This is a genomic window from Acinetobacter sp. YH12231, assembly GCF_013417755.1.
Lineage (GTDB): Bacteria > Pseudomonadota > Gammaproteobacteria > Pseudomonadales > Moraxellaceae > Acinetobacter > Acinetobacter amyesii.
Map to the genome: position 1 here is coordinate 59,505 of NZ_VPDJ01000016.1, position 14,387 is coordinate 73,891.

The 14,387-nt window shown below is 39.9% G+C and carries 13 protein-coding genes; 3 read left to right on the top strand and 10 right to left on the bottom strand.

The features are described from left to right. Position 1: 1 nt before the first annotated feature. The gene (locus FTV11_RS11110; RefSeq protein ID WP_078188613.1) at positions 2–346 is read right to left on the bottom strand and encodes an SMR family transporter; all 345 of its coding nucleotides are present in this window, start codon (positions 344–346) and stop codon (positions 2–4) included. Positions 347–427: 81 nt separating this feature from the next. Further along, entirely contained in the window at positions 428–1,435 is a 1,008-nt protein-coding gene (locus FTV11_RS11115; RefSeq protein ID WP_180074003.1) for an alpha/beta hydrolase, read from the bottom strand. 311 nt (positions 1,436–1,746) lie between these two features. Between FTV11_RS11115 and FTV11_RS11120 the strand changes: the two genes are divergently transcribed. Continuing rightward, positions 1,747–2,190, top strand: a complete 444-nt coding sequence (locus tag FTV11_RS11120; protein WP_078191806.1) for a universal stress protein — start codon at positions 1,747–1,749, stop codon at positions 2,188–2,190. A 141-nt stretch (positions 2,191–2,331) separates the two neighbouring features. Continuing rightward, on the top strand, positions 2,332–2,778 hold the full coding sequence (locus FTV11_RS11125; protein ID WP_078188616.1) for a universal stress protein: 447 nt from the start codon (positions 2,332–2,334) through the stop codon (positions 2,776–2,778). Between the two features lie 49 nt (positions 2,779–2,827). Here the strand turns inward: FTV11_RS11125 and FTV11_RS11130 are convergent, their stop codons facing one another. From FTV11_RS11130 to FTV11_RS11150, 5 genes are all read right to left on the bottom strand, one after another. After that, positions 2,828–3,856 (bottom strand): DUF1311 domain-containing protein, encoded by a 1,029-nt coding sequence (locus FTV11_RS11130; RefSeq protein ID WP_180074004.1) that lies wholly within the window; start codon positions 3,854–3,856, stop codon positions 2,828–2,830. 121 nt (positions 3,857–3,977) lie between these two features. Further along, entirely contained in the window at positions 3,978–5,453 is a 1,476-nt protein-coding gene (locus FTV11_RS11135; protein WP_180074005.1) for an OmpA family protein, read from the bottom strand. Positions 5,454–5,677: 224 nt separating this feature from the next. Next, positions 5,678–6,913, bottom strand: coding sequence for a dihydroorotase (locus tag FTV11_RS11140; RefSeq protein WP_180007884.1), 1,236 nt, complete (start codon positions 6,911–6,913; stop codon positions 5,678–5,680). A gap of 9 nt (positions 6,914–6,922) precedes the next feature. Continuing rightward, a complete protein-coding gene (locus tag FTV11_RS11145; protein ID WP_180007883.1) occupies positions 6,923–7,939 on the bottom strand; it encodes an aspartate carbamoyltransferase catalytic subunit in 1,017 nt (338 codons plus the stop codon). Positions 7,940–8,310: 371 nt separating this feature from the next. Further along, a complete protein-coding gene (locus FTV11_RS11150; protein WP_180007882.1) occupies positions 8,311–8,667 on the bottom strand; it encodes a hypothetical protein in 357 nt (118 codons plus the stop codon). A gap of 221 nt (positions 8,668–8,888) precedes the next feature. Between FTV11_RS11150 and rlmKL the strand changes: the two genes are divergently transcribed. Continuing rightward, positions 8,889–11,093: a bifunctional 23S rRNA (guanine(2069)-N(7))-methyltransferase RlmK/23S rRNA (guanine(2445)-N(2))-methyltransferase RlmL gene (gene rlmKL / locus FTV11_RS11155; protein WP_180007881.1), complete on the top strand. Its 2,205-nt coding sequence runs from the start codon at positions 8,889–8,891 to the stop codon at positions 11,091–11,093. A 41-nt stretch (positions 11,094–11,134) separates the two neighbouring features. Here rlmKL and FTV11_RS11160 read toward each other — a convergent pair whose 3' ends face one another. The 3 genes from FTV11_RS11160 to FTV11_RS11170 form a co-directional block, all read right to left on the bottom strand. After that, positions 11,135–11,602, bottom strand: a complete 468-nt coding sequence (locus FTV11_RS11160; RefSeq protein ID WP_180007880.1) for a hypothetical protein — start codon at positions 11,600–11,602, stop codon at positions 11,135–11,137. Positions 11,603–11,790: 188 nt separating this feature from the next. Beyond that, positions 11,791–13,092 carry a DUF945 family protein gene (locus FTV11_RS11165; RefSeq protein WP_180007879.1) on the bottom strand — a complete coding sequence of 434 codons (1,302 nt, stop codon included), beginning with the start codon at positions 13,090–13,092 and terminating at the stop codon, positions 11,791–11,793. Between the two features lie 128 nt (positions 13,093–13,220). Further along, the gene (locus tag FTV11_RS11170) at positions 13,221–14,387 is read right to left on the bottom strand and encodes a GNAT family N-acetyltransferase (RefSeq protein WP_180007878.1); all 1,167 of its coding nucleotides are present in this window, start codon (positions 14,385–14,387) and stop codon (positions 13,221–13,223) included.

The following is a 14,387-nucleotide window of genomic DNA, read 5'->3' on the forward strand; positions in this document are numbered from 1 at the left end:
ACTAGTGTCCAGCAGAAGTTGAAAACAGGTTAATTACGACCACACCTGAAACAATCAGGCCTATCCCTAACATGGCTGGGAGGTCTAAACTTTGACGAAAGATAAAGTAGCCAATTAGTGCAGTTAAAACAATACCAACACCCGCCCAAATGGCATAAGCAATACCAAGTGGTATGACTTTAATCACCTGAGACAATAAATAAAATGCCAAACAGAATAAAACTGCGACAGCCAATGAAGGCGCAAGTTTGGTAAACCCTTCTGACTTCACCAAAAATGTCGAACCAATTACTTCTGAGATAATCGCCAATGACAGTAAGCCATACGCCAATGTTACCGAATTCATTATTCATTCCAAAACAAACATACCAGCTGGTAGGTATGTTATTAAGTTAGAGATTATTCTGCAAGCCTTTTAAATCTGTTTTTAATTTTTGACGGTCTGTACGTGTTGTTTCAAAAATTCTAAAGTGCGATAAAAGGTCTGCTGACTGGCCTTTTTACTCATCATAAATTGATATTCATGTACCAAAAATTCTTTCGAATCTGGATAAAATACCGCTGTCACAGGTACATTATTTGCCTTCAATTTTTCTACAAAAGGCTCAGATTGCGTTTTGGTTAAAAAATCTTTATTGCCACCACTGATAAATACAGGCGGATAATTTGAATTAATATTTGAGGCCGTTGAAATACGCGTTAAAAACTCGGCATCATCTTTTTTGTCTCCGGTATACGCCTGAACTAAGTTATAGACGCCCCACTCGATCAGTCCAATCTCTGCGGGTGCAGTATTTACAAAGCTGTTTAAATCATAAATACCACAATGTAAAATCAGCCCTTTAAGCTGTGAAGGCTTTAATACAGGTTGAATCTTTGACGCTTTCGCAAAATCTGGATTCGTAACCAAGGCGGCATAATGACTGGCCATATTTGCACCTGCAGAATCCCCTGCCAAATACATATTTTGCGAATCAATGCCATATTGTGCTGCATGTAGATTCAAAAACGTCAGTGCTGCATCTATTTGGTTGAGCTGTGTGGGATAAATGGCTTCAGGTGCAAACTGATATTGAACAGAAACCACATTATAACCTTGGGCTGCGAGCCGTTTAAAATATCCACCTGCATGTTCTTTTGAGCCAGAGACCCAACCGCCCCCGTGAATCCAAACAATCGTTGGTCTTGGTGCAATAACCGTACTTGTTTCAGGTTGATAGATATCCAAGCTTAAATTTGGATTTTGTAGATATTGAATATTCGACTGCACAATGACATTGTCAGGTGCATGTAGGTTAATAAAGGTCTTTTGGACTTGTGTCGATAAGTTAAATGCACCTGCAATCACTTTGGTACTGCTTTGCGTGTTTTGACAACCAGACAAATGCAACACTGAACACATGCTGAGTACAACCAACCCTACTTTATATGACATATCTAACTATCCAATCGCATCAATTCTGTTATAAATCTTAGATTTAAAACTGTATATAGTTTAGGCTTATTTTTATAAAGTTCAAATTGATCTTTTAAGCTCAAAATCCGAGAAAATTAGTCGATTTTATTTTAATATTTTTTGAGCAAAGTCCGAGTTTTCCACTCAGATTTATTTGACGGCTTATCGACATTAATTTATGTAATTTTATGAATTTACAATATTTTTTTGATTAATAAATTGAACCATGCACGACAATGTGTTATCAATAATCTATAGGGTTTAAAAGCAAAATTACAGGAGATTGTTCCATGTCATATCAAAACATTTTAGTACCTGTCGATGGTTCAGAAATCTCGTTTTCTGCAGTAAAAAAAGCTGCAATTATTGCCAAGGCATTTAACAGCCAACTCACTTTAATCAGCCTTGTTGCTGAAGACCCATTTACCGATGCAGACTTCTATTATTCTTCATCAATCATGAAAGAATATTTCGTACAAGCTTATGCAAATGCTGAATCTGCTTTGAAAGAAGCTGTGCAAATTACAACTGAAGTGGGTGTAGAAGCACAAAGTAAAATCATTAAAGGCCAAGTTTCTGCTGAAGGTGTGGTAGAAGCAGCCAATGAAGTCAAAGCCGATTTGATTGTGATGGGTTCACATGGTCGTAAAGGCTTTAAGAAAATGCTACTCGGCAGCTTCGCACAAGATGTACTCAGTAATACTGAATTACCTGTGTTGGTTGTAAAAGCTTAAGATGACTAAGCCCACATCATGTGGGCTTTTTTCTATTCAGCACACCCTTCCCCCATAGGCTTACCCTTTTGTCTCATTCATACAATATCGTGAATAGAGCAAGATTAGATTGATAACATTTAAAATATTAAGGAAGCAGATATGAGTCAATATCAACAAATTTTAGTCCCTGTGGATGAATCTCCAATTTCATATTCTGCTGTTGAACATGCGCTCAGCTTGGCTAAAAGTCAAAATGCACAAGTGACCATTGTCAGTGTTGTTGCTGTTGATCCATTCGTTGGTGTCGATTTCTATGCTGTTGCACCTGCAATCACTGAATATTTTATGCAAGCTGAAAAAAGTGCTCAGCTGCGTTTAGAAGATATCAAACAAACCTTTGTACGTGATGGTATCGAAGTTAAAACCCGTTTGATTCATGGTGTATCGCCAACCGAAGGGATTTTACAAGTGGCTGATGAAATCTCTGCAGATTTAATCATCATGGGTTCGCATGGACGCACAGGTTTAAAAAAAGCCATGCTGGGCAGCGTAGCACAAAATATTTTAACGCAGTGCCCAATTCCTGTTTTGATCATCAAGCAATAAACTAAGATTCAAAGAAAAGCCCTTCATTGAGGGCTTTTCTTCTTTTAGATCAATTAAACACGTTATTTAAATATACAATTCGTTCTGTAGTTTTCTGATTAAAACATTTGGTATATTGCAACTCTTGATTTTGCGTATTCATCGCATCATCCCAGTATTGCGAATGCTTTTGATAAGTCTCTTTTTCACTTTCATTTAATGAATAAACACTTTTTTGTGCAAGCACTTTACAGTCGATATCACGCTTTTCAAACCAGTCTGCTTGATCTTGCTGTAACTGCGCCTTTTGTTCATCACTAAAACGATCCCAAGTCTGATTGAGACGATCCACCACTTTGGCATTATCCTGATCTAGCTCTTTCTTACGAATATCCATTGCCTTTTGTGCAAGGCTCATTTGTTGAGATTGACTCTCCATCCCTTGCTGATAGAATTCTTCATCTCGCTTATTTTGAGCACTATATGCCGCATATAGCACCGCATGACGTGTCACTGTTACAACGCTATCAATTACGTCATTTTGACTTGGGACACTTAAACTTAAACCATCTTTGTCCGTTTTAGTGATGCTATAGCTAAAGTTCCCTTTAAGCTGATCATTGTCCATGCTTAAGCCTGACTCACCATCTTCGAGTGAATCATTCAAAGTATAATTACCACGTTCTTCACAGCCTTCATCACATGGTCGTTCAGCAAAGGCGTTTTCAGCACGCTTTTGTAATCCTTTCGGGAAAACCACCAACAATTGACTGCTACATTCCAATGTTTTGGCTTTATTAGGGTCTTCAGTTAAAGTCGTGACATTTTGAATGTTAAATTTTAGATTTTTTACAATCAGATCCATGAGTTGCTGATCGGCTTCATAATCTGACTGACGTATTTCTTTGTTTAATTCTTTGAGATATTCTTTTTTTAAATGATCTTGCAATTGGTCAATATTGGCTTGTGCAGTACAACTCCAATCTTCCAAAGCAGGCGCTTCCGTTTTGGCTTCAGCATCTTTTTTATTTTTAAAATTATCACAGCCGGATATCAATGCCGCAGACAACATGAGGCTCGTGATGACTATTTTTTTCATTGTATAAGTACCATTATGATTTTATTCTTCGGGCGTATTTTACTCAAAATTACAGCGCTTTGACGAGAAAAATCCCCGCATGTGCAGGGATTTTTTATATATCATCTCATTTAGTACGGTTTTAATTGGTCTTTTCAGTTACGCCTTCGCTGGTGACATCTCGTACTTTACCATTCTCGGTATTTAAAACTTCAAACTCAATACGACGGTTTTTGAATTGACCTTCTTTGGTGCTGTTTTCTGCTACCGGTTTTTCTTGACCATAACCCACCGCTTGAAGCTGTGCAGGATCAACGCCTTTCGACACCAAGTAATCCACCACAGCTTGTGCACGCTCTTGCGATAAAGCTTTATTCGCTTCCGCATTACCCACAGCATCGGTATGACCTTGTACAGTCAGATGTACTTCTGTAGCGCGCTGCATTAACGCTGCCGCTTGATCCAAAATCGATTTATTCACGTCAGGAATATCAGATGAACCTGTCGCAAAATTAATAATTTGTAAGTTCAGCGCAGTCGCAACATCTAGCGCACGAACTTGTTCAGGGTTAATACTCGCTAATGCTTTTTGTGCATCAGTAATACTGTTATCTACTGCAGTTTGTTCGCTCACGCCTTCTTGAACCAATACCGTCATATTTTTTGCTAAAGGCTTAATTTGATTGGCAAGGCTTTGAGCATCCGCAGGATTTTGCGACAAAATCGATAACTGATTTTCTGTCCAGGTTAAAGTGGTATTTGGCACACCTTTAAGTTTTTGCAGAACCGTTGGAATGGTATCTTGATCAATAAATTGAGTATGGTAACTGGCATCAGATGAAGCACCACAACCCGTATTAAAGTTAAAGATCTGTTTGACTTGTTGCTGCAAAATTTCAAGATAATTTGAATCACCAGTTTGAATTTGACAGTTGGTTAACTGCCCATCTGTACCGGTGCTAAATTGCAAATGTGCTGGCTGAGATGCAGCAGGCTGTGCAACCGTTGTTGCAGAGGTGGTTGGTTCTTGTTTATTGGTACAAGACTTAAACCAAAATGCGATCAGACCCAATAATATAAGCAGCGCAATAATTGGCAATAACCAATTCGAGCGTTTTTCTTCAACGATAACAGGTGTTGGTTCAACAACAGGCGCTTGGTGTAATGTACGGCTAGCTGCAGTGTTTACCCCTAAACCTGCGAGTAAAGGCACTGCCCATTGTGGTAGTGCCGCCAAAATGCTATCTGCATGATTATCAAGTAAATGCGTGATTGCTACGGGATCAGATGAACCCGCTTCATTTTCAAGTGCCCCTAAAGTTGGAGCTATAGAGTGGTTTAAGGTTTGCTCTATTTCTGACGTTGGGGCCGTACCGCCACCGAGATGTTGCAAAAATTGATCTTTTAATGTGGGATTTGCCGAAAATATATCACTAATACGAGGGTTTAACTGTTTTTGAAAGGCATCAATAAATTCAGGTTTGGATCGAAAAATATTTAACAGGAATGGAATAAATTGACTAATGGCTGAATTTTTTTCAGTTAAGTGTTGTGTATCACCGTCCAGCACAATCGAGGAGACGTGCTGCTTAATCAGCGCTAATAAGTCTATATTCATATTTGTACTCCATGCAGTTGTCATTATTTTCATGTGTACTTTAGTTTATATGCTTATTTTTTGATCAAATGTAATAATTTGTTCGGACTTGTCAAGATTTTCAACTCTTCTTCTATTTGCAATCTATTCTCTTTAATTATTATAAAAAAAGCCAGCCGAAGCTGACTTTTTTGATGTCTGATTAAAATATTAGAACTCAACTGATTTTAATGCTGGGCTCTAGCTTAAACAGCATAAAAAGCTTGAAGCACTTTACCTTTAACGGTGTGCTGAATTAATGGTGTGTTCTTACCATTTGACACAATCGTGTCTTTATTGATGGTCCATTCAAGCTCTGGATCAACAAGCACCCAACCCGCTTCATCTGCCCAACGTTGTTGCATATTGGCTACTTTAGCAGGTGCGAGTGTGACTTTCTCAACCCATTCCAGTGGGCTTAATAGACCTTCTTGAATCAGTTGAATACCAAAAGGTACAAAGGTATCAAATGCGGTAAAACCGGGCTGTGTTTCAGCAAAAGGCGCCATTTTCGCAGAGCTGCTCAGTGGCTCATGATGCGTACAAATCGCGTCAATTACACCGTCTTTCACTGCTTGGCGGAGCAAGTCTTTATCTTGTTCTGAACGCAGTGGCGGACGCACATGCGCAAGTGAATTAAAGCCATCAATCAACTGATCCGTTAAATGCAATTGGTGCATGGCTACATCGCAAGTCACCGGCAAGCCTTTCGCTTTGGCATGTTTAATCAATTCAACAGATGCACCTGATGACAACAGACCAAAGTGCGCACGCACTTTAGTGGCTTCAATCATCAGTAAATATTTTGCAATGGCTACGGTTTCCGCTAATGCAGGGATCATCGGTAAACCTTGACGAGATGCGACAAAACCTTCATGCACACAGCCATCTTTGGCAATCTGCGGCTCTTCGGCATAGAACACAACGGTCATGTTCAGACCCGCAGCATATTCCAAGGTGCGAATCACTACATCATCGTCCATAAATGGCGCATTGGCATTCGATACCGCAGTACAGCCACCTTTTTTCAAACCTGCCATATTCGCCGGCTGCTTGCCTAACAAACCTTGAGTTTGCGCACCAATCACCTGCAGATAAATGCCGCCGTCCAGCATGGCTTTTTCCACCAGGCCATGAATCAATGCGCCATTGTCCTGCACAATCGGTTTAGAGTCTGGCGGGGTAAACACATGCAAAATACCATTCGCACGCGCAGCCTTACCTTCTGACTTTAAAGTGCCATGCTGCTGCTGACCCGGCTCACGCAAACGCGCGCAAAGGTCAACCATACTTGGCATTAGCCATTTGCCTTGTCCATCAATGGTTTCAGCGGCATTGCTTTCGGCAACCAATCGGCCATTTTCAATATAAACCGTCTGTACGCTGTCAGTTTGATTGATTGGATCTAAGACACGTACATTTTCAACTTTAACAATACTCATGACTATCCCTTAAACCGCAATCGCTTCAATTAAACCTTTTTCTTGCAACTGACCTTGCATTGCCAAAGCCAGTACAGCCATACGCACCGCAATACCATTGGTCACCTGATGTAAAATCACTGACTGAGTGCCATCGGCAATACTCGAGTCAATTTCAACACCACGGTTCATTGGTCCCGGATGCATCACAATGCAGTCAGGTTTTGCCAAAGCCAAGCGCTCTTTATTCAAACCGTACATTTTGTAGAATTCAGCTTGAGATGACAGCGCAGGAGAATCAATACGTTCATTTTGAATACGCAAAGTAATAATCACGTCGCAGTCTTGAATACCGGCTTCCATGTTGTTGAACAGACGAACGCCTTCGCCATAGTCATTAAAACCGTAAGGCAGCAAAGTATTTGGCGCAATGACACGAATATCTTTACAGCCTAATGTTTGCAATGCAGCGACATCTGAGCGGGCAACTCGAGAATGCTTAATATCACCAATAATGGCAATGGAAATGTCTTCAAAATTCTTTTTTGTTTCGCGGCGAATCGTCAACATATCCAACATGGCTTGCGTAGGATGCGCATGACGGCCATCGCCAGCATTGATGATTGCCACATGCGGACATACATCTTTCGCAATAAAGTGTGGCGCACCTGACGATGAATGACGAACCACAAAAATGTCGGTCGCCATCGCTTCTAAATTCCACAAGGTATCACGCAGTGTCTCGCCTTTTGATGTACTTGAACGTGCAATATCAATGTTCAATACGTTTGCAGACAGACGTTTTGCTGCCGCTTCAAAAGTGGTACGGGTACGTGTTGAATTTTCAAAAAAAAGGTTCATTACCGTACGACCTTCTAAAAGGTTGTTGGTAATCAGCTGATTTTGGTCATTAAAAAAGGACTGTGCAGTGTCCAATATTTTTGTGAGAGTTTCTTTAGAAAGGCCTTCGATGGTGAGGAAATGTTTTAAGTTACCATCTTGGTTGAGTTGAATCTGGCTCGGTGTATGCAATGCCGCCAAGTGCATGAGAGATTCCTTATCGTTAAGTTAACGCATTATACAGAGAATCTTGGCAAATGGCAGTTGAAGTTTTCAACGTTCAATGCAAACGCATGATGTTATTCAAAATGAATTTTCAAATTCCTATCTATCATTTCAATTAGATAAATTAAACGTTTTAAATTAAACTTCACCTTTCCCCTTTTAAAAAGCCTTCAAATAGGGCTTTCATCTACCCTTATTTTGATTGAATTGAATACTTTCAAACAGATAAAGTTCAGCTATAAACAGCCGCCTTCTGCGCAGTTCAAGAACTCTTGAAATAAGGAAGTTGGTTTATACATCAGGCTGTGCGCAGCAAGAAAAATATACCTACTACTGCTCACAGCAGGATTGAATTAACGCAACGCGCCGATATAACGATGTGCAACCTGTGCTTTATAGATATCTTCCGCAGTCGGTTCGCTCATTAAAATTTCTGCTGTTTCAGATTGAACTGAGCTAACTATTGGTTCTTCTGGTGCTGAAACTGCAACTTCATGCAAATTCAACTCACTATATAAACGTGCAACTAAACGAGATAATTCAGGATCAGCCGTTTCCAAAGCCAAGTTAGAAACAAAGCGTGCATATTCTGCGTTCTCTACCACATATAACGCGTCAATAACCCGACCTGACACACGACGTAAACGCGCGTAAATTAAAGTGGCGATTGAAAATGCGTTTGATTGACTATTGATTGCCAGCCCTGTCATAAATACCCCTAATGATATCAATATTATAAAGATCGAATTTTGATCAGGGTTATAGCAATTTTTGTACCATTAAGTGATATTTCTCACAATGTACGCAGAATAAATTTGGTAAAGTCATTCAAATCTACCGATATTTCTCCCGTTTCAGCGCAATATCGTCCGCCCAAATCCACGAAAATACGTTAAAATATGCGATTGCTTTTTTGCCTTTGGAAATTTACATGAATTCGAAACCGCGTCTTTCTACATATTGGGTTACCTGTGCAGATGGACTGGAAACCTTACTCCGCGAGGAAATTGAAGGTTTAGGTGTTCAAAATATTGAACAGTTCCCGGGTCGTCTTGTATTCAAAGGCACACTTGAAGATGCATACCGTATTTGCATGTGGTCACGTTTGGCTTCTCGTGTACTCACTCCAATTCATACACATGAATTAGAGTTCACGCATGATGCACGTGATGTAGCGGAAGAGCTCTATGAAGGTGCAATAAACTTTGACTGGTCACTTATTTTTGCACCACAAAGTACATTTGCCGTTCGTTTACACATCGAACGTGACATTAAAGTCAATTCTCAGTTCGCAACTTTACGTGTCAAAGATGGTGTGGTCGATTCCTTTATGGAAGCTGTGGGCAAACGTCCTAGCATTGACATTAAGCAACCTGAAATTACATTGTATGTATTAGCTGGCAAAACTGAACATACTTATTGCTTAGATTTATCAGGTGACTCTCTGCATAAACGCGGCTACCGTCGCTACATGACAGATGCACCGATTAAAGAAAACTTAGCGGCTGCCATCTTACAGAAAGCAAAACTTAAACAGCATCAACCCGATATTATCTTGGACCCAATGTGTGGTTCAGGGACATTTATCATTGAATCTTTAATGATTTTGACTGACCGCGCGCCAGGCCTTGTTCGTCGTTTTGGTTTTAATGGTTGGAATGGTCATGACCATGAACTTTGGATGTCGATCAAAGGCGAAGCTGCTGAACGTCATAAAGCTGCACTTGAAAACCCTCTCCCACAATTCTATGCATTTGATGCCGACTGGGAAGCGGTAAAAGCGACTAAACAAAATATTATCGCGGCAGGTTTCGAATCTGTACTTGATCAAATTAAGATTGAAGAACGTACACTTGCAGACTGGCCAGATTTCCAAGCAACAGGTAAGAAAAGCTTTGTTGTCACTAACCCGCCATACGGCGAGCGTTTAGGTGATAAAGCCTCTAACCGCGCACTGTATTTAGGTTTATCGGCACTATTACAAAAGAACTTCCCGAATCAGCCTGCTGCGATTATTGCAGCACAAGTTGAACAGGCCGATGTCCTTGCCTTCAATGATCCGCAAATTTTACGTTTGATGAATGGTAAGCTCCCAATTTACGTCCGTTTTGGTACTGTCAAACCTGCGGCAGTTCAAAAGCCTTTCCTCGAGCATTGGGAACCCCAACAATTTGAAAAAATTGAAGGTGCAGAAGACTTTACTAACCGTCTGCAAAAAAACATGCAGAATCTTAAAAAATGGGCAGTTAAAGAAAATATTTTCTGCCTACGTTTATATGATGCCGATTTACCAGACTTTAATGTCGCAGTAGATTTATATGGTGATCGTTTACACGTACAAGAATACGCACCACCGAAAAAAATTGACCCTGAGAAAGCCAAAAAACGCTTTAACTTAGCACTGCAAGCGATTCGTGCAGTGACAGGCTTAGGTCGTGATGCGATTTTCATTAAAACACGTGCCCGCCAAGAAGGTAAAAATCAGTACACCAAACAAAGTACTGCGTCTAAACGTTTTATCGTTCAAGAAGGCAAAGCAAAGATTTTGGTGAACCTAACAGACTACCTCGATACAGGTCTGTTCCTTGACCATCGTCAAATGCGTCTACGGATTGCCAAAGAAACCAAAGGTAAACACTTCCTGAACTTATACAGCTATACCTCTACAGCGAGCTTACATGCAGCACTTGGCGGTGCAGCAAGTACGACCAGTGTCGATTTGTCAAATACCTACCTAAACTGGTCTAAAGAGAACTTTGTACTGAATGGTTTGACTGTAGATCATGCAGATGAACAACATCAGTTCTTCTCTAGCGACTGTTTTGAATGGTTAAAAGAAGGTCACGAGCAATATGACCTGATCTTTATTGACCCACCAACCTTCTCAAACTCTAAAAAGTTCTATGGTACGTTTGATGTCCAACGCGACCATATGTCTTTGCTTAAACGTGCCATGAACCGTTTAACCACTGACGGTACGCTTTACTTCTCAAACAACTACCGTGGTTTTGAGATGGATGATGTAATCATGGCAATGTTTGACGTTGAAGAAATCAGCAATGAAACCATTGGCCTAGACTTTAAACGTAATACCAAAATTCACCGTGCATGGAAAATTACCCATCCACAAATCTAAGATTTAACTTTAGAAATTCCTGATCTATGAAATGAAGCACGTCAGTGCTTCATTTCAACCACGACGCCATCTGGATACGTTACTCGAATATTTTCGTGTCGCTCTTGCAGCACGATACGGTTAATCGGTGCTACTTCTGGAGATTGTATTAACCCGACCTGATCCGCTGCCCTTTTCTTTTGAAGCAAATAATCACTCATAGTTGAACCTTCAAGCTGGGCCTCCTGAATGATCTTATTATTACGATTAGATTTATGATTTGAATTTTGCTGCTGCTCTTCTTTGGGTTTAGCTGCCTCACTCTCAATAATATCTAAGGTTTCTTCACTAAACTGTTTTTTACCTTGCGTTTCATTCGACAAACGTTGATCTGAAATTGAAGTACCCGCAAAAGCTGTAGACTGAACAGCGATCAGAAAAATGCTACTAATAAGACTGTGTTTTACCCAAGAACATTTAGGCATGGATGATTGAACAAGTTTCCGTCTAAAAAAATAATCGTGTGACATCGTGTCTTTCCTATTGTTGTTTTGATTGGCTAGTTGCCCATTGACGCTAGCAACTTTTCAACTGTTCAACAATGGCTAGGCCGCTGTGTTCCGATAAAGTGAACATCATGATTCCGCAGCTAAAAATATGAAACCGTCAATCAATGACGGTTTTATATTTTCAAACTAAACGACTAACGACTTGTTGCTTATTTCTTTTGTATGGCTTGACCAAAAAGCTTTTGACCGAACTTATATTGCATACTCATGACCATGTTATCGCCATCGCGCTTGCCTTGCCCTGATGTTTCAAAACCAGCAAACATGGCTTCAGCTTCCTGTCCTGACAAACTTTTGCCCTGTAATTGCAAAAAGTTATTCATGATTGCAGTCATCATATTTTTATCAAAACTTAAGTCTGCTTGAAAATCCAGTAAGCTCGGCACCATTTTAATAAAAGACTCCATTGAGGCATGGTGACCCGGCATGACTTTCCCCACGACATTTGCAGAGGCTTTACCTCCACCAATACTGATCGAGTTATCTTTAGACTCAAAATCAAAACCTTGGCTTGCGATAGCTAAGAAAGCTTGAGTCATTTCTTCACTTGATTCACCCACTGCATCACAGGAATTTTCCACCTGATGCAAAAGTTCACTAAATGCACGAACTTTATCTAGATTAACTTTATGCAATGCCAAATTCAGTGCGAAATCTTTGGTGACCGGTGAACCTGGGAAATCCATCTCATCAGCTTTTAAGTAGCCTTCAAAGTCCACATCATGTTTATTTAGTTCGGTCTCCCAACGCAGTTGCATACCACGCATGCCGCCTGAGAACTTTTGATCTAAACGTTTGATAGAAGCCGCTTGGATTTCAAGAAAACCATTTTCAAGATTTTCCTGATTTAAACCTTGATTGGTCTTCATCGAAAAATTTTGCACCATGGTTTGCATTGGACCTTCACTCAACCGAACCACAGGTAAATGGATTGAAAGCTCAGATACCTTAGTGGCTTGCCCTGGTAAACTATTGATTCGAATTTGCAATTGGCTGGCATCAGCTTGTACCGTTGCACCTTGTGCAGTCGTTTTAAATGCAGGAATCTGTAAATCTGTTTTACTTTGACCAATCCAATTGACCAAGGTTTTTGCCGTTAAGTCCGTACCAAAAAGCTTGGCATATTCGGACGTACTTTGTTGTTGAACAATCTTAAAGTTAGAGTTGATGTTATAGCCTTTCAACCCACGTTGAATCTGATCGGTTCCCTTCAACACAATCACTTCTTTGGGTTTACACGGGTCTGTTTTCAGGGTTAATACCCAATCGACTGTTCCACCCATCAAGCCCATTTGATAATTGCTGTACTTTACATCAACATCTTGTACAGCTGCGGACCAATTATTCTGTGTATAAAATTGGGCAAGAGATTTATCTGCATATAAATTCCCTCCCACCACTGCTGCTGAAAGCACCGCTAAACTGCCAATTCCCCACATCAACTTCGACATGTCTTTCTCATTCTGATTATTCTTTGCGCAGTATACTGAAGAACTCAGTTACATAAGTACACAATTAGAATGATTTTAAATGATTGATTTGGCAGTTTTAATTGATTTTTTGATCGTTATCACTTCCTCTATATACGCCCAACTTCAAAATAACTAATACGTTTACGATCAAAAGCAGCGTATGGATTGGCTTTAAAACTATGAAAATAGTGCTTGGCTTTTAACACATGTGAGGTCGTATTTTTCATCCACTCAATACGCGGGTCCTTCTCTGCCAAAGTAATACAATAGGTTTCTTTACCACGTTGCTTTGTCTGCTGTTTTGCATGAAAAATCAAACTTGCAAATACGTCCAGATGTTCAGGATGACATAGCGGACTATGCAACATTAAATAATCAAAGGTTCCATGAATTTTTGGCAGTAATAAAACACCACGCACACTGGCATAGGCATTATAAAAAGGTTTCATCAACTTTAATGACCTTGAATAATCGATCACTCGAGTTTGTTTAAAACTTTTTTGATTCCATAAGCCATAAAGTCCAACCAACTGATTGTGCTGATCGTAAATCAAATAGAAGTCATCTAGATTTAAGCATGCCCAAAATGGATTTTGACCATCTACTAAAGCATTAAAATCATAGCTAGGTAAAAAATTATAATGGTCTTTCATTTTTAAAATGAAATCATTCGCTTCATCTACACGTTCAGCAGTCAGGGTTTTAAATTGATATTGATTGAAAGTTTTTGGTTTCACTGCCTGTGAAACGGTAAAGGTTCGAATTTCATCATAAAAATATGGCAGCGGAAATCCAGATCTTTCATGATGTAAAATACTGGCAGCGACAATATTGTCGTTTAAAACCACACTTTCAAAAATCGTGTCTTGTGGTATTTCATCATGGAGATAGTCCATCAATAAGCGCATGACTTTAGCACCACGATACGCTGGATTCATTCTTAAATCGGCGACATAACGCATTAGGTCAGGCTGACCATTGATATAACAATAACGCCATCCCAAATTCATCATCGCAATCACAATAGATGGATCATCCACAGGGACAACCACTTTTAAATCTGGTCGATTATACTGTGCATGGCTAGCAGCCAAATAACTCGGGTGACGTTCATAAGATAAGGTAATGCCATTACTTGGCACAGTCTCAGCACTAATTTTCATTAGTTGCTCATCATCTTCGACAGTCGCATTTCGAACCGCAAACTTAGTCTCATTCTTTGAATGATATAGCGCCGTTTCGTCGAACGGTGCATCTAACACATCAATATCCAT

Excerpts from the sequence above, each read along its gene's own strand:
- FTV11_RS11170 (WP_180007878.1), bottom strand. The coding sequence starts at position 14,387 with ATGGATATTGATGTGTTAGATGCACCGTTCGACGAAACGGCGCTATAT.
- FTV11_RS11140 (WP_180007884.1), bottom strand. The coding sequence starts at position 6,913 with ATGAGTATTGTTAAAGTTGAAAATGTACGTGTCTTAGATCCAATCAAT.
- FTV11_RS11130 (WP_180074004.1), bottom strand. The coding sequence starts at position 3,856 with ATGAAAAAAATAGTCATCACGAGCCTCATGTTGTCTGCGGCATTGATA.
- FTV11_RS11125 (WP_078188616.1), top strand. The coding sequence starts at position 2,332 with ATGAGTCAATATCAACAAATTTTAGTCCCTGTGGATGAATCTCCAATT.
- FTV11_RS11135 (WP_180074005.1), bottom strand. The coding sequence starts at position 5,453 with ATGAATATAGACTTATTAGCGCTGATTAAGCAGCACGTCTCCTCGATT.
- FTV11_RS11165 (WP_180007879.1), bottom strand. The coding sequence starts at position 13,092 with ATGTCGAAGTTGATGTGGGGAATTGGCAGTTTAGCGGTGCTTTCAGCA.
- FTV11_RS11160 (WP_180007880.1), bottom strand. The coding sequence starts at position 11,602 with ATGTCACACGATTATTTTTTTAGACGGAAACTTGTTCAATCATCCATG.
- FTV11_RS11120 (WP_078191806.1), top strand. The coding sequence starts at position 1,747 with ATGTCATATCAAAACATTTTAGTACCTGTCGATGGTTCAGAAATCTCG.
- FTV11_RS11150 (WP_180007882.1), bottom strand. The coding sequence starts at position 8,667 with ATGACAGGGCTGGCAATCAATAGTCAATCAAACGCATTTTCAATCGCC.
- FTV11_RS11145 (WP_180007883.1), bottom strand. The coding sequence starts at position 7,939 with ATGCACTTGGCGGCATTGCATACACCGAGCCAGATTCAACTCAACCAA.
- FTV11_RS11115 (WP_180074003.1), bottom strand. The coding sequence starts at position 1,435 with ATGTCATATAAAGTAGGGTTGGTTGTACTCAGCATGTGTTCAGTGTTG.
- FTV11_RS11110 (WP_078188613.1), bottom strand. The coding sequence starts at position 346 with ATGAATTCGGTAACATTGGCGTATGGCTTACTGTCATTGGCGATTATC.
- rlmKL (WP_180007881.1), top strand. The coding sequence starts at position 8,889 with ATGAATTCGAAACCGCGTCTTTCTACATATTGGGTTACCTGTGCAGAT.